Consider the following 26220-nt stretch of genomic DNA (forward strand, 5'->3'; position numbering starts at 1 on the left):
TAGGTTGCAGCGGTCAGGCCTAAGCGGCACACGCCTCACACAGACCACGAATCTCGATCGTGGTCTTCTCTGCCTTGAACTTCTTGCCGCGCGTCCAGTCCATGAGGCGGTGATCGACCTCGTGGTCGTGGAACTCCATGACATGCCCACAGCTCTCGCAGATCGCGAAGGCGACGATGCCGTGACTGTGGCAGTTCTGGTCCGGATGGGCGCAGGCGACGAAGGCGTTGATGCTTTCCAGCCGGTGCACCACGCCATACTCGAGCAGCTTCTCGAGGGCGCGGTAGACCTGCAGTGGCGCGCGAAAACCATGATCGCGCAGCTTGTCGAGGATCGTATAGGCGCTCAGCGGTCCGTCCGCCTTTTCGAGTACCTCGAAAACGAGAGCCTGGTTCTTGGTCAAAGCAGGTGCGTTCATGAACGTTGTCCTTCCAAGGCCCGCCCGCGCCTCGGCAGCAGGCTCAGAATGAAAAGGATCAGGGCCGCGACGACGATCGAGGGGCCGGAGGGCGTGTCGTAGGTCAGCGAACCGAACAACCCGCCGACCACGGCGACGGCGCCGATCAGCGAGGCGAAGACCGCCATCACCTCAGGCGTCGAGGCGAAACGGCGCGCCGCGGCCGCCGGGATGATCAGCAGCGAGGTGATCAGCATGATGCCGACGATCTTCATGGCGATTGCGATGACAACAGCCATCAGCAGCATGAAAAACAGCCGCGCCCGCTCCGGCTGCAGTCCCTCGGCCTCGGCAAGCTCGGGGTTGACCGTGGAGGCCAGAAGCGGTCGCCAGAGCCAGGCGATCGCCGCCAAAACGAGACTGCCGCCGCCCCAGATCATGACAATATCCGTCTTCGAGACCGCAAGGATGTCGCCGAACAGGAAAGAGATGAGGTCGATGCGCACCCAGCTCATGAAGGCGACCATGACGAGACCGATCGCCAGCGTCGCGTGCGACAGAATACCGAGCAGCGCATCCGCAGACAGCGCCTGGCGTTTTTGCAGGAACAGCAGGAGGATCGACACGGTAGCCGCGACGAGGAACACGGCAAGCGTCAGGTTGAACTGCAGGAGCAGCGAGAGCGCGACGCCGAGCAGGGCCGAGTGGGCGATCGTATCGCCGAAATAAGCCATACGCCGCCAGATGATGAAACAGCCGAGCGGGCCGGTCGTCAGCGCAAGCCCGACGCCTGCAAGGATCGCGCGGACGAAGAAATCGTCAAACATGGCGCTCTCCTGCGGGCTGTTTGTGATCATGGCTATGATCGTCAGCATGATGATCGTGGCTGTGACCGGCGTGGTTGTGGTGGGCGTGGTCGTGCCCTTCGTGGCCATGATGGTGGCCGTCATCAGGATGGCAGTTATCGGTGACGGAGCCATCGAAATGCAGCACACGGCCATCCGGCAGATGCGTGTGGTCGTGGTGATGGCTGTAGACGGCAAGCGCCTGCGCAGCGCGGCTACCAAAGAGGCGGACATATTCGGCGCTCTGCGTCACCGCCTGCGGTGTGCCGCGGCAGCAGACATGGCCGTTGAGGCAGATGACCGTATCCGTCGCCGCCATGACGACATGCAGGTCGTGCGAAATCAGCAGGATGCCGCAGCCGGTCGAGTTGCGGATCGACTGGATCAGGTCGTAGATCGCGATCTCGCCTGAGAAATCGACGCCCTGAACGGGTTCGTCGAGGACGAGGAGATCAGGCTTGCGCGCAATCGCCCGCGCCATCAAGGCCCGCTGAAACTCGCCGCCCGAGAGATGCTGCACTTCGGCGCCGAGCATATGTGAAAGCCCGACGGCTTCGAGCGCGGCGGTCATGTCGTCTTCGGAGAGCGGTCCGGTCAGCGTCATCAGTCGGCGTACGGTGAGCGGCAGCGTCCAATCGACCGCAAGCTTCTGTGGCACATAACCGACCTTGAGGCCGTCGGCGCGTTCAACCGTACCCTCATCGGGCTTCAGCACGCCGATCGCCGTCTTGACGGTGGTCGATTTGCCCGAGCCATTGGGGCCGATCAGCGTCACGATCTCGCCGCGCGAGACCGAGAAATCCACGCCCCGGACGAGCCAGCGGCCGCTTCTTTGGACGCCGACGTTGGAAAGCGAGACCAATGGCTTCGCTTCGGAATTTGCGGGAGGGAACATCATTTTTCCGAATGTGCTGTTGCGACTTGCTATCGCACACGTTATAGCATAACGCAATTGATGTAATAACATTACAACTGCAATTCAAGCGGAGTACACCGATGAATTTCGCGACGGCCCTTACCCTCGCAATTCCCGCCATCTTCTTTGCCGAGGCGGGCAGAACGGCGGATGCGCCTGTCGTGGTGACCTCGATCAAGCCGGTTCACTCGCTCGTATCGGCGATCATGCAGGGCGTCGGCACACCCGAACTGATCGTCGATGGCGCCGCCTCGCCCCACACCTACAATATGAAGCCGTCAAACGCGCGCGCGCTGCAAAACGCCAAGGTGGTGTTCTGGGTCGGTCCCGGGCTTGAAACGTTTCTGGAGAAGCCGCTGGAGGCGATCGGGTCTGATGCCGTCGTCGCCGAGCTCGACAAGGCGCCCGGCCTGACCAAGCTCAAGTTCCGTGAGGGCGGCGCCTTCGAACCGCACGACCACAGCAACCATGACAGTGAAGATCATCATGACGGCGATGGACACGATCACGCCCGTGCCGACACCGATCAGGGCCACGATCACGGGACTTTCGACACCCATCTCTGGCTCGATCCGCAGAATGCCAAGGCGATGGCCTCCGAGATCACCACCACCCTCGTCGCAGCCGACCCCGCCAATGCCCTCACCTACCAGGCCAACGCCAAGACGCTGGACGACAGCCTCGACGCGCTGGACAAGGAAATCGCCGGCATCGTGTCACCGGTGAAGGACAAGCCGTTCATCGTCTTCCACGATGCCTACCAGTATTTCGAGAACCGCTATCATGTACGGGTCGCGGGCTCGATCACCGTCAGCCCCGAAACGATCCCCGGCGCGGAACGCATTGCGGAGATCCACAAGAAGGTCGGCGAACTTGGCGCCACCTGCGTCTTCGCCGAACCGCAGTTCCAGCCGCGATTGGTCGATGTGGTCATCGAGGGGACCAAGGCGAAGGCCGGTGTCCTCGATCCGGAGGCCGCCACGCTCGAGGCCGGCGCGGACCTCTATCCCAACCTCATGCTCGGCATTGCCAACAGCATGAAGGACTGCCTCGCGCGAGAAAGCTGAGATTGCAGGGGCGGGTGCGGAACCCCCGCCCTTCACTAGTTCTGGCCACGCGCACAGCGTCCTACGGAAGCCTGCAATTGGCGTCTGATTGAATCAGAAGGGCGGCATTAAAGCCCCCTTTTCACATGGTGACGTCAGCGTTTAGCGAATGACGATGTTCGCGATCACACCGTTGACCGAGCCGATGAGCAGGAAGTCGTTGTCGACCTGCACCCAGCGATAGCCGCGTGGCGGAGCCGACAGGCGGTAGCGATGATAGTCGCGCACGTCACGCATATGGCGGCGCTCGGTAGGCGTCATGCGATGGCCGCGGCTCCAGTTGTACTTCGTGACGTGAACGTCGCGCTCCACGACGACCGGCCGGCGGTGATCCTGGGCGCTCGCTTCGGTCGTTGCCAGCAGCGGAGCAGCGAGCACAGCAGTAGCGAGAAGGACGGTGGTGAGCTTTTTCATTGGGAGGTTCCTCGTGTTGAATACGCCCAGAACCTAGGTCCAAAATGATGAACCGAAACTGAAAGTTTGATTAAACTTACGTAATGAAAACAAGTGTTTAAAAGCATCTATTAAATTAGCAAATGCGACATCGCCCGCAATTTCAGGCGATGTCGCTGGTTCGATCATAGTTCCTCGTAATTGAACCAATCGAAATCCGCGGTCTTTGCGCGACCCGACGTATCGAAGGCGAAAACGCCGGCGAATGCACCGGTGAACGAGCCGTGCTCGCCACGTCCGCCCTCGTCGGAGACCACACCGGCATCCAGCACAGGCCCGATCGGCTGCCAGGCCCCCTTGCCTTCCGTCTGCCAGAAGAACTGCAGGTCATTGTCGCGGATTTCCATGGAAAGCTGAACGCGCCCTTCGGCAGGCACCGCAACGCCGCTGCCGACCGGGAAGTCGAGACGGCTGTGGGGATAGTCGCCATTGCAGGAGAAAATGGTGACGCACCGTCCCAGCTTCTCGTGGAGGGTCACGGCGACCGCGTGGAACTTGTGCCTGTTATAGTAATGCGTCAGGCCGGCAACCTGCTGGTAGGTGTCGGGATCAAACTCCACGACCGTCTCCGCCCTGAAGCTGTGGTGCTCCTGACGACGGGCGACAAGAGACTGTTCGAACCACGAACCGATGCTTTCGCGCCCGATCAGCCTCAGGTGTCCTGCCCGATCGGTAAGGTTGAAAATGCGCTCCGGCTGTGGCGTGCGAAGCCACTGGAAATCATCAGGCAGCTTTCCACCGTCGAAGCTGTATTCGCTGCGCACAGGCTTCTCGACCGGCACAGCGCCGGCCAGTCCCGGCACGGTGACATCGGGAACAACCCTGCCGTTCTCGAGGTAAAGCCACCCGTCCTCCTTCCAGACACACTTCTGCAGGCTGGTCTCGCGACCGAGCGTGCAGCGGCGCTTCGGCGGCATCGGGCGACCGCAGAGGTGCGTGTGATAGACCTGGCCATCGGGCGTTTCGACATACTGGCCGTGCCCTGCTCGCTGGAGAATGGCTTCGGGATGATCCTTTGACGTGATGAGGTGCTTGTTCGGATGCATCTCATAGGGACCGTCGATCGTGCGCGAACGGGCCATGGTGACAGCATGGTCGTAGCCGGTGCCGCCCTCGGCGGTCGTCAGGTAATAGTAGCCGTTCCGTTTGAAAAGATGCGGTCCCTCAACGAGGCCGAGCGAACTGCCGGCGAATATGTTCTTGATCGGCCCCTTCAGCGACCTGGTCGCCGCATCCCATTCCTGCAGCAGAATGCCATCGAAGGCCGGCGACTTCGGCGCACCGCCGAAGCTCTCGGTGCGATGATTCCACTGCATGTTCATGAACCACTTGCGGCCGTCCTCATCGTGGAACAGGGACGGGTCAAAGCCCGAAGAGTTCACGTAGACGGGCTCCGACCATTCGCCCTCAATGGTTGGCGAAGTCACGATGTAGTTATGTGCATCCTTGAAGTTGCCGTCGAAGCGCTTGACGTCGGTATAGACCAACCAGAACAGCCCATCGGCATAAGAAAGACAGGGAGCCCAGACGCCGCAGCTATCGGGATTACCGCGCATGTCGAGTTGCGACTTGCGCTCGAGCGGACGCCGGACCATCGTCCAATTCACAAGATCGCGCGAATGATGGATCTGGACGCCGGGATACCATTCGAACGTCGAGGTGGCGATATAGTAGTCGTCCCCAACGCGGCAAATGGATGGATCGGGGTTGAAGCCCGGCAGGATCGGGTTGCGGATCATGGTGAAGTCTCCTCCCTGAAATATGCGCGGCTTGCCGCACGTACATCAAAAAATGATAGGAGAAACGCCCGGAGCACCGAGTCCGGGCGCTTCGGCTTATTCGCGTTCCGCAGATTTTGCCCAGAGATTGATGTCGGCCTCGCGGGCATAGACATCGATCTCCTTGAGCTCAGCGGCGGTAAATTCGAGATTGTCGAGCGCCTTGACGCAATCGACGATCTGCGACGAACGGCTCGCGCCGATCAGCGCCGACGTCACCCGGTCGCCACGCAGAACCCAGGCAATCGCCATCTGCGCCAGCGTCTGGCCACGACGCTCCGCGATCTCATTGAGCTTGCGGATGTTGTCGATGATCTGAGGACGAATGAAGTCCTTCTTGAGGAAGTGGTTCTGGGCAGCACGGCTATCCTGCGGGATGCCGCCGAGATACTTGGTCGTCAGCATACCCTGCGCCAGCGGCGAGAACACGATCGACCCCATGCCGGCCTCGTCAAGCGTATCCAGCAACTTGTCGTCCTCGACCCAGCGGTTGAGCATCGAATAACTCGGCTGATGGATCAGGCACGGCGTCCCGAGATCTTTCAGGATAGCGGCAGCCTCCCGGGTGCGCTGCGAATTGTAGGACGAGATGCCGACATAGAGCGCCCGGCCGGAGCGGACGATATGATCGAGCGCGCCGCAGGTTTCCTCGAGCGGGGTATCCGGATCGAAACGATGCGAATAGAAGATATCGACGTAGTCGAGACCCATGCGCTTCAAGCTCTGGTCACACGACGCGATCAGATACTTGCGGCTGCCCCATTCGCCGTAGGGACCCGGCCACATGTCGTAGCCGGCCTTGGACGAGATGATTAACTCGTCGCGCAGGCCTGAAAATTCAGTGCGCAGGATTTCACCGAAGGCGGTTTCGGCGCTGCCAGGAGGCGGGCCGTAGTTGTTGGCGAGGTCGAAATGGGTGATACCGAGATCGAAGGCCGTGCGGCACATGTCGATCTTGCGGTCATGCGGCGTGTCGCCGCCGAAATTGTGCCAGAGGCCGAGCGATACCGCAGGCAGCTTCAGGCCGGAACGGCCTGTGCGGTTATACTTCATCTTTGAATAGCGGTCGGAAGCCGGTTGCCAGCTCATAATTCTGATCCTTTAAGCGAAAAAGCGCGGGCTTGTCGCCCGCGCCGGACCATAGTCCTTTGGTCGCTTACTTCAAGAGCGCCTGCGCTTCTTCGATGCCGAGTGCGGCCGGCTGCGTGCAGGTCGTCGTCAGCTCGATGAAACGGCCTTCCTCGCCCGACTTCAGGATTGAAGTCATGACGTCGACGCCGTGCAGCGTGCGATCGAGCGAGCAACGCGCATCGCGCCCCTCGATGATCGCCATCGCCATGTCGGCGAGACCCGCCGTGCGGTAGTTGGCGCGCGGTCCCTGCGGGCTCTCCTGGTTGAAGATACCGAAGGGATGTTCCCAGCCTTCGACCGGCTTGATGTCCTTGTCCTTGCCGCTGGCCTCGACGACGCCGCCGAAGAAGTTCGGATCCGGCACGTAAAGCGAGCCCTCGGTGCCATAGAGCTCCATGTTGGCGTGGCGATGAGACCAGACATCCCAGCTCGCCGTCAGCGTGACAGTCGCGCCGCTGACAAATTCGAGGATCGCCTGGATCGTCGTCGGCGTCTTGACCGGGATGGTCTCGCCATGACGCGGCTGGCTGGTGATGGTGCGGGTCTCGGACGCCATGGAGGTCATCGCGCCGACGCGCTTCACCGGACCGATTAGGTTGATCAGGTTGGCGATGTAGTATGGACCGAGATCGAGGATCGGGCCGCCGCCGGGCAGGAAGAAGAAGTCCGGGTTCGGATGCCACATCTCCATGCCCGGGCTCATGACGTAGCACGCGCCCGAGGTGACGCGGCCGATGCCACCGTCGTCGATAAACTTGCGGGCAAGCTGGTGCGCGCCGCCGAGGAAGGTATCCGGCGCGCAGCCGACGGAGAGGTTCTTCTCCTTGGCAATGCGGCGCAACTCTTCACCCTGCTCGAGGGTGAGAACCAGCGGCTTTTCCGAATAGACGTGCTTGCCGGATTCAAGGATCGCCTTGGAAACCGGGAAGTGAGCATCCGGGATCGTCAGGTTGACGACGACGTCGATCTCGTCATTGGCGAGAAGCTCATCGATCGTCTGCGCCTTTACGCCGTATTCCTCGGCGCGGGCCTGGGCAGCCTGCACGTTGATATCGGCGCAGGCCAGGACCTTCAGACCCTTGAAAAGCGGAGAGAGTGAGAAGTAGGTGGTGGAGATGTTGCCGCATCCGATGATGCCGACGCCAAGTTCCTTGGTCATGATATGCCTCAATAAGTCTTGAAGGATGCGATCGAGCGCGTGATCAGGCGGTCGACATCGGCCGGGTTGTCATGCTCGACGACGTAGTGCTTGGTCTTGGTGCTCTTGAGTGCAGCGATGAGCTTGGCCCACTGCAGAGTGCCGTGGCCAACATCTGCCCAACCATCCTCGTTCCTGTTCTCGCCAGCCGGCGCAATGTCCTTGACGTGAGCCGAGGTGATGCGCGATCCGAGCTTTTCGATCCATGCGAACGGGTCAGCACCACCGCGAACGACCCAGGCGATATCCGCTTCCCAGGAAATGTCAGGAGCGCCTTCAAAGATGCGTTCGATCGGCAGTGAGCCATCGGCGAGCTTCACGAATTCGAAGTCGTGGTTGTGCCAGCCGAACTCATAGCCGGCATCCTTGTAGGGCTTTGCCATCTCATGTAGCCGCTTGCCGAAGGCCAGCCAGCCGGCACCATCGGTCGGGCGCTGCTCGGCGGCGAGATGCGGCGCATAGATCGAGTCCATGCCGAGGACCTTTGCAATGTTCAGCGACTTCTGGACTTCGCCGTCGAGGAAATCGGGGCTGAAATGGCCACTGGCCATGACAAGACCGTTCTTGTCGAGTTCGGCACGCAGGCTGTTCAGGCCGGCATCATCGAGGTCGGCATAGATGCCGCCGAAACCTTCGACTTCCTGATAGCCGGCCTTGCCGAGCTTTTCAAAGATCGCCGAATAGGGCTGGAAGTTACGGGCGCTGTAAAGCTGGAAACTCAGTTTCGTCATCATTCCTCCTCGGGCCTCGTGCCCATTGCATTTCAGTCAGGATCAATCCACGGACTGACAGGATTGCAGGTCGTAGAAACGGAATTCAGGCAAGGTGCCGCCCTCGAGCGGCTTTGCCGGGGTGAAGGTAATGCGGCGCGTCTCGCCCGCCGCCAGATCGAAGGCATTGTCTGAATACTTGCCGTCGGTCTCGGTCTCGATCATCACGAAGAGCGCAAGTCCCTTCGCAGTGACGTTAAGGCACACGGAGCCGTCTTCCTCGACATACTCGTGTGTGACCATGAGGCCCGCAGCCTCGAGCTCCAGTGCCTTGTAGGTGCCGTGCACATAGTGCCCCTCGCCACCCATGCCATTCGACGCCGTGAAGCGCCAGGCAAGCAGTGTCCCGGCAGGAATTTCGGAAACGTCGATGCTCGTCGCCGTTACGGCTGCGTCAGGGGTGCAGACCGCCTGCACGTCCTTCAGGTGCTTGCGTTCGCCCTTCATGTCGAGGACCGAGACCGACAGGTCGATGCTGACCTCGGCAAGCGTGTCGTTGACCAGCGAGAAGCGGATCTGCTTGCCGTCCTCATCAGGGATCGCCGCAACGGCGACCGGCTGGAAGAAGCGCTTGACCAGATAATGCATCGCCTTCCAGCGACCGCCGTGGTCGAGGCTCGACCACGAGGCGACCGGCCATGTGTCATTGAGCTGCCAGTAGATGGTGCCCATGCAATGCGGCTTCAGCGACCGCCAGTATTCCACTGCGGTCTTGATTGCGAGACCCTGCTGGATCTGGCTGAGATAGACGAAATTCGGGAAGTCCTTCGGGAAGCGGAAATAGCGGAACATCGTCCCGGCAATGCGCTCGTTGCCACCTGCATTCTTCTGGTGCAGTTCCATGACAGGCGACGCTACGTTCATGTCCTTCGGATCGGCGTAGGTCTTGATGACAGGCAGCGACGTATAGGATTGGAAGCCGAATTCCGAGCAGAAGCGCGGGCGCACCGATCGATAATTGTCGAACGACTTGTTCTCGTGCCAGACCGACCAGTAGTGCATGTCGCCGGAACCGTCGGCATGCCAGGCATCGCCGAAATCGAGATAACCGGATGCCGGGCTCGACGGCCACCAGATGGCGTCGGGCGCCGCCTTCTTCATCGCCTGCTCGATCGTACGGTTGAGGCGATCGTAGGAGACGAGATAGCGGTCGCGATCCTTCTTCGACTCGTCGAACCAGGTGAGCGCACCGACCAGTTCGTTGTCGCCGCACCACAGCGCGATCGACGGATGCGAGGACAGACGGCGCACCTGATAGTCGACCTCAAGCGCGACGTTGTCGAGGAAATCCTCCGTCGAAGGATAGAGGTTGCAGGCGAACATGAAATCCTGCCAGACCATCAGGCCCATCCGATCGCAAAGATCGTAGAAATAGTCATGTTCGTAAAAGCCGCCGCCCCAGACGCGGATCATGTTCATGTTTGCGGCATGAGCCGACTGCAGCAGGTCTTCAGTCTTCTCGGGCGATGACAGCGAAAACAGCGCATCAGCCGGGATCCAGTTGGCGCCGCGGCAGAAGATCTCGCGGCCGTTGACCTTCAGCGCGAAACGGCTGCCGGCGGCATCGGGCGTCGTGATCAGCTCGACCGTGCGAAGACCGATTTGCTTGCTGACCGCATCCGACGGAAGTTCGACAGTCAATGTGTAGAGCGCCTGCTCACCACTGCCCGCCGGCCACCACAAGCGCGGCTTATCGATCTGGAAGACGTGGTTGACGACGGTTTCGCCGGCGCCGACGCCCACGTCGAGCCGAATGCGTTCCCCGTCGAGCGTAAAATGAACAGGCACAATCCCCGGATTCTTGGCGAACAATGTCGCCGTCACCTGCAGATCGACGGAGCCGTCGAGATTATGGACCTGACGTGTCGTGACGTGGTCGATGCGCGCAGTCTCGAGCCTGCGCAAAGCGATCGTGCCATAGAGGCCGAGCGGCGCAATCGCGATGTTCCAGTCCCAACCGAAATGGCACTGCGGCTTGCGCAGCATATTGCCATTCGCAATAGGCGAATTGCCGGGGTGATATGGGATGTAGAACGGCTGCTTGGCCTGCCGGTCGGCACCGGCCGAAATGCTCGAGTGCAGCACGATCCGAATGTGGTTCTCGCCAGTCTTCAGCTGGCCACCTACATCGGGCCGGTAGCGACGGAAGCTGTTGTCGGCGAGCAGCACCGGAGAACCGTTGACGAACACCGCGGCAACGGTATCGAGATAGTCGATATCGAGATACCAGTCGCCGTCCGGCTCGGACAGCGTGAAACTACGTTCCAGCACCCAGTCGCGTTGCGCCACCCACTGAACGATCTCCTCGTTACGGCCGAAATAGGGATCGGGGATCAGTTCAGCGGCATGCAGCGCCGTGTGCACATCGCCCGGCAGCGTGATCGATGTCGTGACCTCGCCGTCGGCTGAGGTGAGCTTCCACGATCCGGATAGGTCGAGGTTAAACCCGTTTGTCGGCAAGGAAGTCATAGCATTATCCCGATCGGGCCGCGCTTAGGACCGCCCGCAATCGCGGGCCGCAGCCGAACTTGGTGGCCAGATGGCCGATTGGAGAACGGGCGGAACTATACGCTCCGCCCTATTGCGATTTCTAGATGCGAAGTTCAGTCTCCGCATCAAAGAGCGACGCCAGCGACATATCGAAGCCGAGCTTGACGGCGGAACCGGGGCTGAAGCGGCGTGCACCATTGATACGCACGGACATCGTGTGGCCGGCATGCTTCAGCCAAAGCAGGTTGTCGGCGCCCATTGGTTCCTCGATGTCGACGGTCGCTTCGTGGACCTCGGCGCCGAGATTCTCGTTGACCTTCACATGTTCAGGACGAACGCCGAGAATGACCTTGCGGCCCGCTTGCAGCGATTCGGGCGCCTCATAGGCTGCAACAGAGAAGTTCACGCCGTTGGCGGTGAAGAAAGGCTCGTCACCCTGCTTGGTGATCTCCCCACGCAAGAAATTCATCGACGGCGAGCCGATAAAGCCTGCAACAAAGAGATTGCGTGGCTTGTTGTAGATCGTCGTCGGGTCGGCAAGCTGCTGGATGATGCCGTTTTTCATGATCGCGATACGGTCGGCCAAGGTCAGCGCTTCGATCTGGTCGTGCGTGACGTAGATCATGGTGTTATTCAGCGACTGGTGTAGGCGCTTGATTTCGACGCGCAGTTCGGAGCGCAGCTTGGCGTCCAAGTTGGAAAGCGGCTCATCGAACAAGAATACATCCACATCGCGAACCAGTGCGCGGCCGATCGCAACACGCTGACGCTGGCCGCCCGAAAGCTCGGCCGGCTTGCGCTTCAGCAGCGGCTGGATCTGCAGGATCTCTGCCGCACGCGCCACGCGCTTGTCGATCTCTTGCTGCGGCACCTTGGCGACCTGAAGGCCGAATGACAGGTTCTTCTCGACGCTCATCTGCGGATAAAGCGCGTAGGACTGGAAGACCATGCCGATGCCGCGGTCCTTCGGCTCTTCCCAGGTGACGTTCTTGCCCTTGATAAAGATCTGGCCGTCGGATGCGTCAAGCAGTCCAGCGATGCAGTTCAACAGCGTGGACTTGCCGCAGCCGGAAGAGCCCAGGAGAACCAGGAACTCGCCGTCGTTGATTTCGAGGTTGAGGTCCTTGAGAACGCTGACCGAACCGAAGTTCAACGAGAGATCTCGGATGGAAACACTTGAATTCATGGATCAGCCTTTCACTGCGCCAGCGGCAATACCACGGACGAAAAGTCGTCCCGATACGAAATAGACAACGAGCGGCACCAGACCCGTCAGGATCGTTGCGGCCATATTGACGTTGTATTCCTTCACGCCCTGGACAGAGTTGACGATGTTGTTGAGCTGCACGGTCATCGGGTAGTATTCCGGCCTAGTGAAGACGACGCCGAACAGGAAGTCGTTCCAGATGCCGGTGACCTGCAGGATCATAGCGACGACGAAGATCGGCAGCGACATGGGCAGCATGATCTTCAGGAAGATCTGCCAGAAGCCGGCCCCATCGATGCGGGCAGCCTTGAAGAGCTCCTGCGGCAGCGATGCGAAGTAGTTGCGGAACAGCAGCGTCAGGATCGGCATCCCGAAGATGCTGTGCACGATGATCAGGCCCGTCAGAGTTCCATAGACGCCGATCTCACGCAGCACGATAACGATAGGATAGATCATCACCTGATAGGGAATGAACGCGCCGACGACGAGGATCGCGAAGAAGACTTCCGAACCCTTGAAGCGCCAGTTGGCGAGCGCATAGCCGTTCACCGAGGCAATGGCGATCGACAGGACCACCGAGGGAACGGTGATACGCACCGAATTCCAGAAGCCGCGCGAGAGGCCGTCGCAGTTCAGGCCTGTGCAGGCCGTCGCCCAAGCCTTCACCCAGGGCTCGAAGGTGATTTCGACCGGCGGTGAGAAGATATTGCCGAGGCGGATTTCGGGCATGCCCTTCAGCGACGTGACCATCATCACGTAAAGGGGAAGAAGGTAATATGCAGCGGCAACAAAAAGCGTGCCATAGAGAATGATGTTGCGCGGAGAGATCACCCGCTTCGGCTTCGGGCCGCTGGGGCCGGACGCGCGGCCACCGGAGGTCTTGAGAGTAACAGAATCAGGCACGTTTACGCCCTCCGAATTCCAGATAGGCCCACGGGATGATGATGATCGCGACGGTGACCAGCATCATGGTCGAGGCGGCGAAACCCTGCCCCAGATTCTGAGCCTGGAACATGTAGTCGTAAACGTATTTCGCAGGCACTTCAGAGGCGATGCCTGGACCACCTGATGTCTGCGCCACCACCAGGTCGTAGACCTTGACGATGCCACTGGCGATGATGACAAGCGTCGTGATGAAGACAGGCCGCATCATCGGAATGACGATGAAGAGATAGGTCTTCCACATCGGGATGCCGTCGACGCGCGCGGCCTTCCAGATGTCTTCATCGATACCGCGTAGGCCGGCGAGCATAAGGCACATGACGAGACCCGTGCCCTGCCACAGCGCGGCGATCAAAATGCCGTAGATGACGATTTCAGGTGTGTAGAGCGGGTCGAAATTGAAGCTTGTCCAGCCAAGCGACCGGACAACTGATTGGATGCCAAACTCAGGGTTCAGGATCCACTGCCAGACGAGGCCGGTAACGATGAAAGACAGGGCGAATGGGTAGAGGAAGATCGTACGGAACGTATTTTCGAATCGGATCTTTTGGTCCATCAACGCCGCGAGCACAAAGCCGATCACCAGGCTGAAGATAATCGATAGCACGCCGTAGATCGCAAGATTCTCGATGGACACGATCCAGCGCGGGGCAGCCCACAGGCGCCTGTATTGTTCGAGACCTACGAAGCTCAACCGCGGAAGGAGCTTCGAGTTCGTGAATGAATAAACGACCGTCCAGGCCGAGCCACCGACGAAGATGACCAAGGCGGTCAGGATCATCGGAATGGATGCAATCTTCGAATTCAGATTGCGCAGTAACTGATTTGGCCGGCCGGCTTTCGCTTGACCCGTCATTGTAATTCCTCCTGAATCGCAATTCTGCTGTGATCCAGAGCAGCGAACCGTCTACCGGTCGCCTCCTCTTCTCACTCCCATACCAAGGCCGGATGCCCTGCATCAGCTGCTACCAGCCTCGAGCGCTGCCGCCACCCGGACACGATGGGAGTTCCGGGCAAATCCGGCTCCGTCACACGGAGCCGGATCGCAACAGCGTCGGAAAAGCGACGATCAGTCGGCAGAAGCGATGATTTCAGCGAAGCGCTTCTGAGCGGCTTCCGGCGTCATCGACGGATTTGCGAAGAACTCCGAGAAGAGGTCTTCCTTCTGCTTCTGGCTATCCGCCGACAGAAGCTGGTCGGTACCTTGGATCACATTGCCCTTTGCGAGGATGTCGAGACCCTTCTTCATGCAGTCGTTGGCTGCACCAAGGTCAACGTCACCGCGAACTGGCAGCGAGCCCTTCTTCAGGTTGAAGGCAACCTGCGTCTTGGGATCGAGAAGCGTCTTGGCAAGCACAGCCTGTGCCTTAGACTTCTCTTCGTCCTTGAGCAGGGGGAAGTAGAAGGCATCACCACCGGTGGAGATGATTTCGTTCACGCCGAGGCCCGGAAGGCAGGTGTAGTCGGTACCGGCCTTCTGACCAGCCAGCTGGAACTCGCCTTGCGCCCAGTCACCCATGATCTGGCCACCGGCCTTGCCCGTGATGACGAGGTTGGTTGCTTGATTCCAGTCCTGAACATTGCTGCCCTTGGACATACGGCGAGCGTCATCGGCGGCCTTGAAAACCTTTGCGATCTCCGGACCGGCAGCCGCTTCAGCGTCCTTGTCCTTGAACACCTTGAGGAAGGTATCCTTGCCGGCAATGGCAACCATCAGCACGTCGAACGCGCCGGCAGCTTGCCAGGGCTGACCGCCAACGGCGAGCGGAACGATGCCGGCCTTTTCGAGTGCCGGAGAGGCGGCGACAAATTCGTCCCAGTTCTTCGGCACTTCAACGCCAGCCTTCTTGAAGGCTGCATTGGAGAGCCACAGCCACTGCCAGGAGTGGATGTTGACCGGGGCACAATAGATCTTGCCGTCGATCGTGCAGGAATCGAGCAGGCTCGACGGACGAACGATGTCCTTCCAGTGCTCGGCGGTGGCGACGTCGGTCAGGTCCCGCATCAGGCCAGCCTGAACCAGCTCTTCGGCCTGACGGCCATGGTTGAACTGCGTGGCACCCATTGGATCACCGCCGGTGATGCGGCTGATCATGATCGGACGAGCGGTACCGCCGGAGCCGGCGATCGCACCGTCGACCCACTTGTTGCCGGTCGCGTCGAATGCCTTTGCGAGTTCTGCCACGGCAGCGGCTTCGCCACCAGAAGTCCACCAATGGGTGACTTCAAGATCGGTCGCGTTCGCCGCACCGAGCGGCAGCACGACGGAAGCGGCAAGTGCAGCCGCGATCAAACGAAAATTCATGAGTTCTCCTCCCTCACTGAAACGTTGCCGGAAAAACTTAGTGCAATCGATATTTTCGCGCAACAGCCAGCCGATGAAAAATTTCTAAACTTTTTTCTTTGCAATCTCAGACTGCATATTGGCGTTGATTTTTGCACGGGAGAGCGTGGCAAGCACAACGAGCGAGCAAGTGCACAATCGGGATTATCAAATTGTTTTTACACATAAAATATCGTAGTTATCGCATTTTCGGCGGCACGTTTCATTCGCAGGTGCAAAAAATGTGAGCAAAACACCACGACTAAACCTATGGGCGCACCCATGCTGTTCAAACGCGAAAAAGGTCTCGACAATTCTACTGTATCGTTACAGATTTCGCTGTCTGAGGGAGGAGCATCTTTGGTCGCACTTGCGCTTACGACGCTTCTAAAAAGACTCTATAAGCGGACCAAATCGCATAGGATGGTCTAGAGGGATGAAAAATAACGAAAAATTCGGAGACGCCACCGGCGTGCTCCAGCGGGAGAGGCCGACGCTCAAGACGATTGCCTTCATGACGGGCCTCGGTGTGACCACCGTTTCGCGTGCCCTGAAGGATGCGCCCGATATCGGTGCCGAAACCAAGGAGCGCGTGCGCATGGTCGCCCGCCAGCTCGGCTATCAGCCGAACAGAGCGGGCGTGCGCCTCAGAACCGGCAAAACCAACGTCATCGCGCTCGTGCTCAGCATCGACGAAGAGATCATGGGCTTCACCAGCCAGATTGTCTTCGGCATTTCGGACGTTTTGTCGGGCACGCCCTATCACCTCGTCGTGACGCCCTATTCCATCGCCAAGGATCCGCTGTTACCGGTCCGCTACATTCTCGACACCGGCTCCGCCGACGGCGTTATTATCTCGCGAATCGAGCCCGACGACCCTCGCGTCAGCCTGATGATCGAACGCAACATGCCCTTCTCCACGCACGGGCGCACCGAGAGCGATCTCGTACATCCCTATCATGATTTCGACAGCGAGGCTTACGCTTATCAGGCCGTCCGCGCCCTCGTCGCCAAAGGCCGTCGGAAGATAGCACTGCTGCCGCCGCCAGGCCGGCTCACCTATTTCGCCCATACGCGGATCGGCTTCCAGACGGCGCTGCATGTCTATGGCGCCGAAGAGATCCCGCTGCGCGTCAACATCGACGCGCCGTTGCAGCAGATACGCGACGAGGTGGAGGCGCTGATGCGTTCCTCGCATGCGCCAGATGGCATCGTTTCGTCCTCGGCCGCCGGCGCGATCGCCGTCAATGCCGGTGTAGAGGCTGCCGGTTGCGTCGTCGGTCGCGACGTCGACCTCGTCTCGAAGCAATCGACGGAGATCCTCAACTGGATACGACCGAATATGATCACCTGTTTCGAGGACGTTCGCGAGGCCGGCCGCGAACTCGCCCGCGCGGTGATCGGCCGCATCGAAGGCGTTCCGCCCGAAAAGCTGCAGAGCGTCAGCCAGCCGACCTGGCCGGACGGCGTCTTCGACTGACCCAACAGGAAACCAAAGCGGCGAGAATCAAAAAAGCCCAGCTCCGGCCGGGCTTTTTCATTTTGGGAACGCGCGCCGGCTCAGAAGGTCGCCGCACCGCTACCCCACGGGCCGTGGTGGAAGTCCTTGCTGTCGAGGCGATCAAAGCCGTGCGCGCCGAAGAAGTCACGCTGCGCCTGGATCAGGTTCGCGGTGCCGCGGCCTTGGCGATAGGCGTCGAAATAGGTCAGCGCCGAGGTCAGCGCCGGAACCGGCAGGCCGGCTTGCAGGGCCGCCGCAACGACGCGGCGCAGCGCCGGGATCGATTCCTTGACCATCTCGGAGAAGGCAGGCGTCACGACCAGGTTGGCAGCATCCGGAGCCTTGGTGAAGGCCGAGGTGATCTCGTCGAGGAACTGCGAGCGGATGATGCAGCCGGCTCGCCAGATCTTGGCGATGACAGGCATCGGCAGCGACCAGTTGAACTCGCGCGATGCTTCCGCCATGACGGCGAAGCCCTGCGCATAGGCGCCGATCTTGGCGGCGAACAGCGCCAGCTCCAGATCCTTGTTGAGTTCGGGGCCGTAGGCGATCGGGAACTTGTATTCCGGCTTGCCGAAGATCTTCTCGGCGGCTTCGCGCTCGGTCTTCATCGACGACAGGCTGCGGGCGGCAACGGCGGCTTCGATCGCGGTTGCCGGAATGCCCATGTTCTGCGCTTCGATCGCCGACCACTTGCCGGTGCCCTTCTGGCCGGCCTTGTCGAGGATCATGTCGACCATTGGGCCACCGGAGACCGGATCGCTCGCGGCCAGCACCTTCTCGGAGATCTCGATCAGGTAGGAGTTCAAGCGACCCTTGTTCCATTCGCCGAAGATGCCGGAAATGTCCTTGGCGCTCTTGCCGAGACCATCGCGCAGGATGCCGTAGATTTCGGCGATCATCTGCATGTCGGCATATTCGATGCCGTTGTGGATCGTCTTGACGAAATGGCCGGCACCGTCATTGCCGAGCCAGGCAACGCAAGGATCACCGTTGTATTTGGCGGCGATCGAGGTCAGCACCTTCTCGACGCGCTTCCAGGAGTCCTCGGTGCCGCCGACCATGATCGAAGGCCCATGGCGTGCACCCTCTTCACCACCCGAGACACCCATGCCGATGAAGGTCAGGTCGGTGTTCTTCAGGCGGTCGAAACGGGCGATCGTGTCGCGGAAGTTGGCGTTGCCGGCATCGATCATGATGTCGCCCTTGGAAAGATGCGGGCGCAGTGCTTCCATCTGCTGATCGACGGCCTCACCGGCCTTGATCATGATGATAATCGGACGCGGCGGGCGGATCGCTTCGACGAACTCCTCGATCGTCTTGCAGGGAATGATCTGCTTCTTCAGATCGCCGGCGCTTTCGTAGAATTCATCCGTTTTCTCAGGTGTACGGTTAAAGACAGCAATCTTGTTGCCTTTTTCCGCAATGTTGAGCGCCAGGTTGGAACCCATGACGGCAAGGCCGATCAGCCCGATTTCTGCCTTTTCCACAATACACCTCCGATGAGTCATTTTTGGACCGGTGTTGTGGCACTCTCTGGCTCAAACGGCAAGTTCGATTCGGCTTCGAATCGGCCTCGTATTGCCGGCATCGCAAACTAAGCCATATTCCCACTTGATCTTACAGGAAGAGGACCAATGAGCCGCGCAGCAACACAGGAGGAGGCCGTTCTGGCCGCTCGCGCAGGCCGATACACGGAGTATGCGCCCTCGCCTGTGCTTGGCGCTCATTTTCATTGTCTTTGGTCACACGAGATCCGCAGCGGAGCCGATCGGATAGCGATCGTGCCGGACGGTTATTGCGACATCGTCTGGATGGGTGGCACGCTGGTGGTGGCCGGACCGGACCGCAGCAGTGCCTTTCCGTCGCTTGCCGGTGGCGAGAGGATAGTGGGTGCGCGCTTCGCTCCGGGCGCCGCAGCCGGGTGGCTCAAGGTGCAGCTCTGCGACATCGTCGGACAGTCCATTCCTCTGGAGGATTTCTGGGGCGCGGCGGCCTTGAGATTGAATGAATTGCCGGGCGTCGGTGTCGGATCGAACGAACGGTTGCTGCAGTTAAAAGCCGCACTTGAGCAGGAGGCCGCCAGACGCATCGCGCCGGCCGGTGACATGGCCTCGGTGTTTGCGCGCGCAAGCGGTATTTCGCAGTCCGGCGACGTGGCCGACGCGATGCTCGAGGACCTGTCCATCGGGGCGCGCCAGCTTCGCCGGCGTTGCCACACCCATTTCGGCTACGGACCGAAGACCCTTGCGCGAATTCGCCGGTTTCAGCGCATGCTCGGCCTCTGCCGGAGCAGCAAGAGCCTTCCGCTCGCGGAGTTGGCGGTGGCAGCCGGTTATGCCGACCAGGCGCATATGACCCGAGATGCGCGCGAAATTTCCACGCTGACGCCCATGCAGCTTCAGCAGCAGATAGCCGGTTGAACGTCCGTTTTCTTCAATATGAAACTGGCCGTTCTGCTATCTCCATTGAGAGCAACACAGGAAAATGCCATGTCTACGATGCCCGCAAGGATCGTCCACAGCTCCATCGACAGGAACTGGCGCGACGTCTATGCCTTTGCCGCCGCCCCGGAGAACATGCCGCTTTGGGCCTCTGGACTGGCCTCCGGGCTGGAACGCAACGGCGACGACTGGATTGCCACTGGTCCGCTCGGCACGGTCAAGGTCAGTTTCGTCCCGAACAACGAGTTCGGCGTCATCGACCACACAGTGACGATCGAGAGCGGGTTACGGGTCTACAACGCACTGCGGATCGTGCCGAACGGCGATGGCTGCGAGGTCATGTTCACGTTGTTGCGCATCCCGGGCATGACGGACGAGCAGTTCGAGGCCGATGCCGCCCACGTCGCGAAAGATCTCACGGCACTCAAGGCGTTGATGGAAGCATAGGAGGCGATCATGGCTGCAACAGGGGACAACCGACGCATCGACTACGTCGAATTTAACGTCAGCAATATAGAGGCCTGCAAGGCGTTCTACGGCAGGGCTTTCGGCTGGACCTTTACCGACTATGGTCCCGAATACTGCGAATTTGATGACGGACGGCTGAAAGGCGGGTTTACGACGCTAGGCAATCCCCGGCCCGGCGGGCCTCTCGTCATTCTCTACGCGGATGATCTTGAGGCCGCCCTTTCAAGCGTGGAAGCTGCCGGCGGAACCATCGTAAAACCCATCACCGGCTTCCCCGGTGGACGCAGGTTTCACTTCAGTGATCCGGACGGATATGAACTTGCCGTGTGGACGAAGGCCTGATTACGCGACGACGGTCGGCGCCTTCGCTCCCGCGTGCTGCAAGATGATCAAGGCCCCGATCACACTTCCAGACGAATCTCGCAATGGCGACATGCGGCAGTGGACGATCTTCACCGCGTCGCTGTCGTGGCGCTCGTAGGCGTAGTCGCTGCCACGCCCCGAAAAACAAGCGTCGAGCTTTGCCTTCGCGCCTTCGTGAAAGCGCTTCTCGCCAATAAACTCCATCACGTGACGACCAATCATATCGATTGGCTTCCGGCCAAGATATGCCGAGTTGACGGTGTTCGAATAAAGATAGCGATAGTCCCTCGTCAGCACCGCGACACGGTCGGGCATCGCATCGAGGATTGCAGCATTCAGAAAGTGGCCATTGTCGACGCTCGGCGCGAACGCAAAAGGATCGGTAACAGGCTGCCGCTCAACCGGCGGCATCCGCCAACGGGGTGCAGATCCCCCGAAGTACCTTTCCATAAGCGCCGAAAGCAGCGCGACATAACCGCGAACGGTCTCACCGTCGTCCGCATATTGGTCGATAAGGCAACTGATGAATTCCAGCTGCATATGAACTTCAAGAATGCTCGTAGCGGCATGCCCGAGAATTGCGTCGACGAGCGGTTCGACCGAGCGATCCAGCATGTTCACGCGCGCGTCGTCACCGACGGCGATCGCCGCATCAATCTGCGCACAACACAATGAGAACGCTCGAAAAAGACCCAGCAAGACGCCTCCAATGCATTCCGTGAAGGAATGCGACCGAGATCGACCGAGCTATGCGTCACGCAAGTTGAAGCCAACAGCGCTTAGCCACTCGCCTTGATGGCAATCGCTAACATGACGCAGGTTCATATTCAATGAACGCGGCCGCAGGTTTTTCAATGATGAGATATAGGGATCGACGCAGGCTTACTTGAACACGTCGTGTTTTATCTTCCACCGGTCGTGATACCAGAGCCACTGCTCGGGATACTCCCGCACCCAGCTCTCCACCTTGTCGTTCAAGAGCTGCGCCGTCGCGACCATATCGAGATTGCCGTTGCTATCCCGGGGCATCGCGAGCTTCGGCTCGATTTCCAGCCGATAGCGATTTCCCGGAAGCCGGATGCAGCGTGCAGGATAGACCTCGCAGTTGAATTGACGGACGAGCTTTCCGAGCAGCGGATTGGTCTGGGCGTCGAGCCCGAAGAACTTTGTCTTCAGTCCCCTGCGGAATTTCTGGTCCACAAGGACACCAACGCCCTGCCCCGCCTCCAGCTGCCGCGCCAACGCGAAAGACGAGCCAGCATGAGACGGCACGAGCTTGCCCATTCGTGCGCTGCGAAAATCGAAAACTCTCTTCGCGACATAGGGGTTGTTCGGGGGGCGAAACAGCACCGACACATGAAGGCCAAATGCCGCACCGGCTACCGGCAGCAGCTCGAAATTGCCCGTGTGCGCAGTGAAAACGATGAATGGGCGCGGATTTTCCAGCAGATCAATGAAGATCGGTATCCCCGACACCTCGACCCGGCCCGGCTCCTTGCTCAAATAGTCGAAATCGAACAGCCGGTCGAGAAACACATACTCGGCGGCAAGACGCCCCATATTCCCCCAGCTCGCCAGCGCGATTTCCTGGATCTCCGCTTCGCTCTTCTCAGGAAACGCGTTGCGCAGATTGGTCAGCATCAGCCGGTGGCGCTTCACGCGCGGGCCGAGTTTTCGCGTCAGCCAGTCGGCAAAGTTAATCGCACCGTCAGCCGGAAACAGCTTCAGGAAGTTCAGAAAACCGAACATCGCCTGGGCGATCAACCACTGGCGAAAGTGGATGAGGGCCAGCACGACCTTAGTGATGAAGAGCTTCAAGTGCTCAATCCATCTTGAGGATGATCTTGCCGAAGATCTGGCGCGACTCCATGCGCTCCAGTGCGCGGTCGATGTCGTCGAAGCCGACTTCGGTGTCGATGACAGGATGGACCAGTCCGCGCCCCATCTTCTGCATGGCATTCGCCATGTTCTCCATGCGGCAGCCGAACGAGCCGAGCAGCTTCAGCTGTTGCTGGAAGAGCATCATAAGGTTCATGTCGGTGGAGACACCCGAGGTAGAACCGCAGGTGACAAGACGCCCGCCGCGCTTCATCGAGAGCATGGAGCCCGCCCACGTATCCTTGCCGACGTGCTCGAAGACGACGTCGACGCCCTTCTTCTTGGTGAGCTTGCGCACGACGCCTTCAAAGCGGTCGGTGCGGTAGTTGATGACATGATCAGCGCCGAGTGCCTTGGCCTTCTCGATCTTGTCGTCGGAGCCCACAGTCGTGATGACGGTGCAGCCGATCTTTTTCGCCAGCTGGATCGCCGCCGTGCCGATGCCGGAGCCGCCGGCGTGCACGAGGATGGTTTCGCCCGGTTCCAGCTTGGCGTTGTCGAACAGCATGTGCTCGACCGTTCCAAAGGTCACTGGAGCAAGCGCCGCGCCGATGGCATCAACCCCGGGAGGGGCCGGAACGAGGAGGCGCGTAGGCAGGTTCACCTTTTCCTGCGCAAAACCGTCCAGATGGAAACCATGAACGCCGGAAACATGCTCACAGAGATTGTCGCGGCCCTCACTGCACGGACGGCAGAGGCCGCAGGTACGTGCACCATAGATCGACACCAGTTGGCCCGGCAGGACATTGGCAACGCCCGGCCCGATCGCTTCGACAACGCCCGCAGCTTCCGCGCCGATCACCAGCGGCATCTTGCGCTTCGCAAACGCCATGCCGCGCCAGCCCCAGACGTCGATGTGATTGAGAGCCACTGCCTTGACGCGCAGCGTAACCTCACCCGGGCCGGGAGCGGCCGGTTCTGGAAGGTCGGTGATCTCAAGCTTGCGATCGTCAATCAGTTGCAAGGCGCGCATGGCAAAGTCCTTCGCCGCGAGGGCGTTCTATCTCGATGTTTTGTCGGGAACCGATTAAGCCGGTTCGAGCGCCATGACAAGGCTGGCATTCTGCCCGCCGAAGCCGAAGGAGTTGGAAAGCACGGCGTTGACCTGGCTTTCCCGCTTCTTGTTTGGCACCACGTCGATAACGATCGATGGATCGGGGTTGGTGTAGTTGATCGTCGGCGGCAGCGTGCCCGTCAGCATCGTCTGCAGCGAGAACACCGCCTCCACCGCGCCCGCAGCCGTCAGCGTGTGACCGATCATCGACTTATTCGACGACAACGGGATGGACGCCATCCGCTCGCCGAACACGGCCAGCATGGAAGCATATTCCATCTTGTCGTTCTCTGGCGTCGAGGTGCCGTGGGCATTGATGTAGCCGATATCGCCCTCGCCCATGCCAGCATCCGCCAGCGCTGCGCGGATCGTCGCAATCGCCGGGCCGCCGTCGGGAGACGAACGGGTACGATGGAAGGAGTCGGCCTTTTCGCCAGCGCCCTTCATGATGCCGAGGATCTTCGCGCCGCGCGCGACAGCTGCCTCGAGCGACTCCAACACCAGTGTGGCGGCACCTTCGGCAATGACGAAACCGTCGCGATCCTTGCTGAACGGCTTGGAGGCCTTGGTCGGCGGATCGTTTTGCGTCGAGAGAGCCGAAAGCAGCGAGAAGCGGATGAGTGCCTCCGCGCTGACAGAGCCGTCGGTCGCTACCGCAAGCGCTCGCGAGCTACGACCCTGGCGGATCGCCTCGATGCCGAGCTGGATTGCAGTCGCGCCTGATGCACAGGCGGTCGACAATGTCACCGGCAGACCGCGTGTGCCGAAACGATCGGCAAGGCGCTCGGAAATTGCGCCGAACAGCGACGCCTCATGGAAAGCGCCGTCCGGGCGCTGGCGCATAGCAGCCAGGAACCGGTCATAGGCATCCCCGGCATGATCGGCCGGCGGCGAACGGTCGGCGAGATCGAAACGCGCGCTCCACTCCGGCTCGATCGGCGGCGCAGCAAGGAACAACGGACCATCAAAATCGCCGCTGATACCAGCATCGGCGAGCGCTTCGATCGTGGTTTCACGGGCAAACGCGTAAGAGCGTTCGACTGCGTTCGCGACCGGAATGTCGATGAAATCGACGGTTCCGGCGATGCGGGTCGAAAGTCCCTCGGTCGGAAAACGATTGATCGCATGAATGCCAGAGTTACCGGCGGTCAGTGCTGACCAGTTATCTTTCAGGCCCTGCCCCAGCGAGGTGATGATACCGACACCCGTCACTGCGACGATCGGGCGGCCGAGGTGATCCTTGTAAGCCGAATCTTTCATTTGCACACTCCTCACGCTTCCGCGGAAAGAACCGCGACGCCTTCGCCGCGCTGATGACCGACTGTAGTAACGACGGCCGCCTTGGTCGCGGCCGCCATCGGCTTTTCATGGGCCTGATCGAAGACCGGAATCTTCGCCTTACTGTCGACGGCCAACGCCCCCAGCGCCAGACCGAGCGTAAAATGCGCCTCAAGTCCATGGCCGGTGACACCGCCGAAGCCGCGAACAGCGGCGCCAGGCAGATGACGCTCGAGCACGGCCTTCTCACGGCCGGCGAGGTCAGGAATGCCCGTAGAGCCGGAGAAGATTGCGGTGCTCTCCGGCGGAAGGTCGGACGCGGTTCCCAGCAATCGCTCAAGGCGCTTCTCGAGGTTGCCCGAGTTGCGATTGCCGCGATCGCCTTCAATGGACGAGATCGACGCATAGATGTGCGCGCCACGTGCGTCCGCATGCGCGCGCGACTCCAGGACGAGGAACGCGCCGAGCGATCCGGAAATGACGCCGCCGTGATCTCGGGACCAAAGCGGCTGCCATTCGTTGCGGCAGTAGACATTGATCGCCTCGAACAGGAGGACCATGTCCAGACGTTCCGCCGAATAAGCCCCGCCGACCAGTGCGTGCGTCGATTCGCCCGACTTGATGCGATGGAAGGCCGTCTCGACAGCGGAGATGCCGGCGGACTCCTCGCCCATGAAGGTCCGCGAAGAACCGGTAACCTTGTGGACGATGGAAATGTTGCCGGCGAGCAGGTTGGACAGCTGCGCCAGGAATAGCGTCGGGCGCAGTTCCGTCGTCAGCTTTTCGTTCAGGAGAACCTCACGGTCGTTGCGCTTCAGGCCTTCGTCGACGATCAGCGTATCGACATTGATGTCGCGCTCGCCGCCGCCAGCAGCGACGATCATGTCCATGGTGCCGCAGGCTTCCGCGTCTTCCTTGAAGCCGGCGTCATCGAGAGCGAGACCAGCGGCGAAAACACCGATACGCTGCCAGTTTTCCATCTGCCGCTGGTCGCCGCGCTTGGCGATCTGCTGCGACCAGTCGATCTCCGGAAGCGGGTGGACCGGATAGGGCTTGAATTTCTCAAGCTCGACGATTGTCTGCGGCGCGCCTTCAGCAGTGAGCAGCGCGATATGCGGCTCCTTGCCGACGCCCTGGCACGTTACAATGCCGACGCCCGTGATCACGACATCATTCTGAGCCTTGCTCATTCATTTACTCCCTGCGAAGCAATCGCATCCATGAGGCCAACTTCAGCGGCACGCTTCTTGACGATATCTCCAAGCGGAACCTCGCTGAAAGGCATGGTCCGCAGCTTGAGCTGCGCGTCGCAGACCTTCTTACCGCCGCTCGTGATCTTTGCCTTGGTTACCGCAAATCCGGAGCCGTCGTGTTCCAGAAACGCCTCGATGTCCAACACCGCCTCGGGTTCCACGAAGGTACGCATCTTGGCCCCGTCGACGGACATCAGGAACGGCATTGCGGCAAAATCGGTGGCCGCCAGCACGAGCATGCCGGATGCCTGCGCCATCGTTTCGATCAGCAGCACACCGGGAACCAGGGGCATACCGGGAAAATGACCTTCAAAGACCGGGCTTTTCGCAGGCACGACAGAGCGCGCCTTGAGCGTCCCTTTCTGAAGGTTGACCGCCTCGATGCGGTCAATCATCTGGAAGTACTCCAGTAGCATCGAATCCTC

The 26220-nt window shown here is 60.2% G+C and carries 25 protein-coding genes; 5 read left to right on the top strand and 20 right to left on the bottom strand.

What is annotated here, in order from left to right; genetic code table 11:
* Nucleotides 1-19: 19 nt before the first annotated feature.
* Genes AS026_RS19265 through AS026_RS19275 form a run of 3 tightly spaced genes read right to left on the bottom strand, consistent with a single transcriptional unit; the run spans nt 20 to nt 2137 of the window.
* Nucleotides 20-418 carry a Fur family transcriptional regulator gene (locus AS026_RS19265; protein WP_016554263.1) on the bottom strand — a complete coding sequence of 133 codons (399 nt, stop codon included), beginning with the start codon at nt 416-418 and terminating at the stop codon, nt 20-22.
* Nucleotides 415-1224, bottom strand: coding sequence for a zinc ABC transporter permease subunit ZnuB (znuB, locus tag AS026_RS19270; protein ID WP_062371122.1), 810 nt, complete (start codon nt 1222-1224; stop codon nt 415-417). Before znuB ends, AS026_RS19265 begins: the two co-directional genes overlap by 4 nt.
* A complete protein-coding gene (locus tag AS026_RS19275) occupies nt 1217-2137 on the bottom strand; it encodes an ATP-binding cassette domain-containing protein (RefSeq protein WP_062371125.1) in 921 nt (306 codons plus the stop codon). The genes znuB and AS026_RS19275 overlap by 8 nt, the downstream gene beginning before the upstream one ends.
* A 101-nt stretch (nt 2138-2238) precedes the next feature.
* Between AS026_RS19275 and znuA the strand changes: the two genes are divergently transcribed.
* Entirely contained in the window at nt 2239-3225 is a 987-nt protein-coding gene (znuA, locus tag AS026_RS19280) for a zinc ABC transporter substrate-binding protein ZnuA (protein WP_062371133.1), read from the top strand.
* 141 nt (nt 3226-3366) lie between these two features.
* On the opposite strand, the gene AS026_RS19285 is transcribed toward znuA, so the two are convergent.
* The 10 genes from AS026_RS19285 to AS026_RS19330 form a co-directional block, all read right to left on the bottom strand.
* Nucleotides 3367-3678, bottom strand: coding sequence for an RcnB family protein (locus AS026_RS19285; protein WP_062371135.1), 312 nt, complete (start codon nt 3676-3678; stop codon nt 3367-3369).
* Nucleotides 3679-3842: 164 nt separating this feature from the next.
* Complete coding sequence (locus AS026_RS19290) at nt 3843-5456, bottom strand: glycoside hydrolase family 43 protein (protein ID WP_025660686.1); 1614 nt, start codon at nt 5454-5456, stop codon at nt 3843-3845.
* 96 nt (nt 5457-5552) lie between these two features.
* Nucleotides 5553-6584, bottom strand: a complete 1032-nt coding sequence (gene mgrA / locus AS026_RS19295) for an L-glyceraldehyde 3-phosphate reductase (RefSeq protein WP_062371138.1) — start codon at nt 6582-6584, stop codon at nt 5553-5555.
* A gap of 67 nt (nt 6585-6651) precedes the next feature.
* Nucleotides 6652-7785 carry a Gfo/Idh/MocA family protein gene (locus tag AS026_RS19300; protein WP_018854740.1) on the bottom strand — a complete coding sequence of 378 codons (1134 nt, stop codon included), beginning with the start codon at nt 7783-7785 and terminating at the stop codon, nt 6652-6654.
* Nucleotides 7786-7793: 8 nt separating this feature from the next.
* Nucleotides 7794-8555: a sugar phosphate isomerase/epimerase family protein gene (locus AS026_RS19305; RefSeq protein WP_025660688.1), complete on the bottom strand. Its 762-nt coding sequence runs from the start codon at nt 8553-8555 to the stop codon at nt 7794-7796.
* Nucleotides 8556-8597: 42 nt separating this feature from the next.
* Nucleotides 8598-11063: a beta-mannosidase gene (locus AS026_RS19310; protein WP_025660689.1), complete on the bottom strand. Its 2466-nt coding sequence runs from the start codon at nt 11061-11063 to the stop codon at nt 8598-8600.
* Between the two features lie 121 nt (nt 11064-11184).
* Nucleotides 11185-12270, bottom strand: a complete 1086-nt coding sequence (locus AS026_RS19315) for an ABC transporter ATP-binding protein (RefSeq protein ID WP_025660690.1) — start codon at nt 12268-12270, stop codon at nt 11185-11187.
* Between the two features lie 3 nt (nt 12271-12273).
* A complete protein-coding gene (locus AS026_RS19320) occupies nt 12274-13194 on the bottom strand; it encodes a carbohydrate ABC transporter permease (protein ID WP_018854736.1) in 921 nt (306 codons plus the stop codon).
* Nucleotides 13187-14089 (bottom strand): carbohydrate ABC transporter permease, encoded by a 903-nt coding sequence (locus tag AS026_RS19325; protein ID WP_025660691.1) that lies wholly within the window; start codon nt 14087-14089, stop codon nt 13187-13189. The genes AS026_RS19320 and AS026_RS19325 overlap by 8 nt, the downstream gene beginning before the upstream one ends.
* 213 nt (nt 14090-14302) lie before the next feature.
* Nucleotides 14303-15538 (bottom strand): ABC transporter substrate-binding protein, encoded by a 1236-nt coding sequence (locus tag AS026_RS19330; protein WP_025660692.1) that lies wholly within the window; start codon nt 15536-15538, stop codon nt 14303-14305.
* Nucleotides 15539-15992: 454 nt separating this feature from the next.
* Here AS026_RS19330 and AS026_RS19335 point away from each other — a divergent pair, with 454 nt between their 5' ends.
* Nucleotides 15993-17036, top strand: a complete 1044-nt coding sequence (locus AS026_RS19335; RefSeq protein ID WP_062371141.1) for a LacI family transcriptional regulator — start codon at nt 15993-15995, stop codon at nt 17034-17036.
* An 80-nt stretch (nt 17037-17116) separates the two neighbouring features.
* Here AS026_RS19335 and gndA read toward each other — a convergent pair whose 3' ends face one another.
* The gene (gene gndA, locus AS026_RS19340) at nt 17117-18568 is read right to left on the bottom strand and encodes an NADP-dependent phosphogluconate dehydrogenase (RefSeq protein ID WP_205634478.1); all 1452 of its coding nucleotides are present in this window, start codon (nt 18566-18568) and stop codon (nt 17117-17119) included.
* Nucleotides 18569-18694: 126 nt separating this feature from the next.
* On the opposite strand from gndA, the gene AS026_RS19345 reads away from it, so the two are divergent.
* The 3 genes from AS026_RS19345 to AS026_RS19355 all read left to right on the top strand — a co-directional run bounded on the left by AS026_RS19345 (nt 18695) and on the right by AS026_RS19355 (nt 20311).
* Nucleotides 18695-19480, top strand: coding sequence for a helix-turn-helix domain-containing protein (locus tag AS026_RS19345; RefSeq protein ID WP_062371146.1), 786 nt, complete (start codon nt 18695-18697; stop codon nt 19478-19480).
* A 69-nt stretch (nt 19481-19549) separates the two neighbouring features.
* Complete coding sequence (locus tag AS026_RS19350) at nt 19550-19948, top strand: polyketide cyclase (RefSeq protein WP_018854730.1); 399 nt, start codon at nt 19550-19552, stop codon at nt 19946-19948.
* A 9-nt stretch (nt 19949-19957) separates the two neighbouring features.
* A complete protein-coding gene (locus AS026_RS19355) occupies nt 19958-20311 on the top strand; it encodes a VOC family protein (RefSeq protein WP_062371148.1) in 354 nt (117 codons plus the stop codon).
* Here the strand turns inward: AS026_RS19355 and AS026_RS19360 are convergent, their stop codons facing one another.
* The 6 genes from AS026_RS19360 to AS026_RS19385 form a co-directional block, all read right to left on the bottom strand.
* Entirely contained in the window at nt 20312-21031 is a 720-nt protein-coding gene (locus AS026_RS19360) for a PAS domain-containing protein (protein ID WP_062371150.1), read from the bottom strand.
* A gap of 183 nt (nt 21032-21214) precedes the next feature.
* Nucleotides 21215-22150: a lipid A biosynthesis lauroyl acyltransferase gene (locus AS026_RS19365; RefSeq protein WP_025660698.1), complete on the bottom strand. Its 936-nt coding sequence runs from the start codon at nt 22148-22150 to the stop codon at nt 21215-21217.
* 4 nt (nt 22151-22154) lie between these two features.
* A complete protein-coding gene (locus AS026_RS19370; protein WP_018854726.1) occupies nt 22155-23183 on the bottom strand; it encodes a zinc-binding dehydrogenase in 1029 nt (342 codons plus the stop codon).
* Nucleotides 23184-23237: 54 nt separating this feature from the next.
* Nucleotides 23238-24524, bottom strand: a complete 1287-nt coding sequence (locus tag AS026_RS19375; protein ID WP_025660700.1) for a beta-ketoacyl-ACP synthase — start codon at nt 24522-24524, stop codon at nt 23238-23240.
* Between the two features lie 11 nt (nt 24525-24535).
* Nucleotides 24536-25732, bottom strand: coding sequence for a beta-ketoacyl-ACP synthase (locus AS026_RS19380; protein ID WP_062371152.1), 1197 nt, complete (start codon nt 25730-25732; stop codon nt 24536-24538).
* The gene (locus AS026_RS19385; RefSeq protein ID WP_018854723.1) at nt 25729-26211 is read right to left on the bottom strand and encodes a 3-hydroxyacyl-ACP dehydratase FabZ family protein; all 483 of its coding nucleotides are present in this window, start codon (nt 26209-26211) and stop codon (nt 25729-25731) included. The genes AS026_RS19380 and AS026_RS19385 overlap by 4 nt, the downstream gene beginning before the upstream one ends.
* Nucleotides 26212-26220: the final 9 nt, after the last annotated feature.

The organism is Rhizobium altiplani (assembly GCF_001542405.1).
GTDB classification, from domain to species: domain Bacteria; phylum Pseudomonadota; class Alphaproteobacteria; order Rhizobiales; family Rhizobiaceae; genus Rhizobium; species Rhizobium altiplani.

What these genes read in the sequence shown, in the direction of transcription:
- gndA (WP_205634478.1), bottom strand. Translation starts at nt 18,568, where the DNA reads ATGACTCATCGGAGGTGTATTGTGGAAAAGGCAGAAATCGGGCTGATC.
- znuA (WP_062371133.1), top strand. Translation starts at nt 2,239, where the DNA reads ATGAATTTCGCGACGGCCCTTACCCTCGCAATTCCCGCCATCTTCTTT.
- AS026_RS19355 (WP_062371148.1), top strand. Translation starts at nt 19,958, where the DNA reads ATGGCTGCAACAGGGGACAACCGACGCATCGACTACGTCGAATTTAAC.
- AS026_RS19285 (WP_062371135.1), bottom strand. Translation starts at nt 3,678, where the DNA reads ATGAAAAAGCTCACCACCGTCCTTCTCGCTACTGCTGTGCTCGCTGCT.
- AS026_RS19300 (WP_018854740.1), bottom strand. Translation starts at nt 7,785, where the DNA reads ATGACCAAGGAACTTGGCGTCGGCATCATCGGATGCGGCAACATCTCC.
- AS026_RS19305 (WP_025660688.1), bottom strand. Translation starts at nt 8,555, where the DNA reads ATGACGAAACTGAGTTTCCAGCTTTACAGCGCCCGTAACTTCCAGCCC.
- AS026_RS19310 (WP_025660689.1), bottom strand. Translation starts at nt 11,063, where the DNA reads ATGACTTCCTTGCCGACAAACGGGTTTAACCTCGACCTATCCGGATCG.
- AS026_RS19315 (WP_025660690.1), bottom strand. Translation starts at nt 12,270, where the DNA reads ATGAATTCAAGTGTTTCCATCCGAGATCTCTCGTTGAACTTCGGTTCG.
- AS026_RS19265 (WP_016554263.1), bottom strand. Translation starts at nt 418, where the DNA reads ATGAACGCACCTGCTTTGACCAAGAACCAGGCTCTCGTTTTCGAGGTA.
- AS026_RS19325 (WP_025660691.1), bottom strand. Translation starts at nt 14,089, where the DNA reads ATGACGGGTCAAGCGAAAGCCGGCCGGCCAAATCAGTTACTGCGCAAT.
- AS026_RS19335 (WP_062371141.1), top strand. Translation starts at nt 15,993, where the DNA reads ATGAAAAATAACGAAAAATTCGGAGACGCCACCGGCGTGCTCCAGCGG.
- AS026_RS19375 (WP_025660700.1), bottom strand. Translation starts at nt 24,524, where the DNA reads ATGAAAGATTCGGCTTACAAGGATCACCTCGGCCGCCCGATCGTCGCA.
- AS026_RS19385 (WP_018854723.1), bottom strand. Translation starts at nt 26,211, where the DNA reads ATGCTACTGGAGTACTTCCAGATGATTGACCGCATCGAGGCGGTCAAC.
- AS026_RS19275 (WP_062371125.1), bottom strand. Translation starts at nt 2,137, where the DNA reads ATGTTCCCTCCCGCAAATTCCGAAGCGAAGCCATTGGTCTCGCTTTCC.
- AS026_RS19330 (WP_025660692.1), bottom strand. Translation starts at nt 15,538, where the DNA reads ATGAATTTTCGTTTGATCGCGGCTGCACTTGCCGCTTCCGTCGTGCTG.
- AS026_RS19370 (WP_018854726.1), bottom strand. Translation starts at nt 23,183, where the DNA reads ATGCGCGCCTTGCAACTGATTGACGATCGCAAGCTTGAGATCACCGAC.
- AS026_RS19345 (WP_062371146.1), top strand. Translation starts at nt 18,695, where the DNA reads ATGAGCCGCGCAGCAACACAGGAGGAGGCCGTTCTGGCCGCTCGCGCA.
- AS026_RS19380 (WP_062371152.1), bottom strand. Translation starts at nt 25,732, where the DNA reads ATGAGCAAGGCTCAGAATGATGTCGTGATCACGGGCGTCGGCATTGTA.
- AS026_RS19350 (WP_018854730.1), top strand. Translation starts at nt 19,550, where the DNA reads ATGTCTACGATGCCCGCAAGGATCGTCCACAGCTCCATCGACAGGAAC.
- mgrA (WP_062371138.1), bottom strand. Translation starts at nt 6,584, where the DNA reads ATGAGCTGGCAACCGGCTTCCGACCGCTATTCAAAGATGAAGTATAAC.
- AS026_RS19290 (WP_025660686.1), bottom strand. Translation starts at nt 5,456, where the DNA reads ATGATCCGCAACCCGATCCTGCCGGGCTTCAACCCCGATCCATCCATT.
- znuB (WP_062371122.1), bottom strand. Translation starts at nt 1,224, where the DNA reads ATGTTTGACGATTTCTTCGTCCGCGCGATCCTTGCAGGCGTCGGGCTT.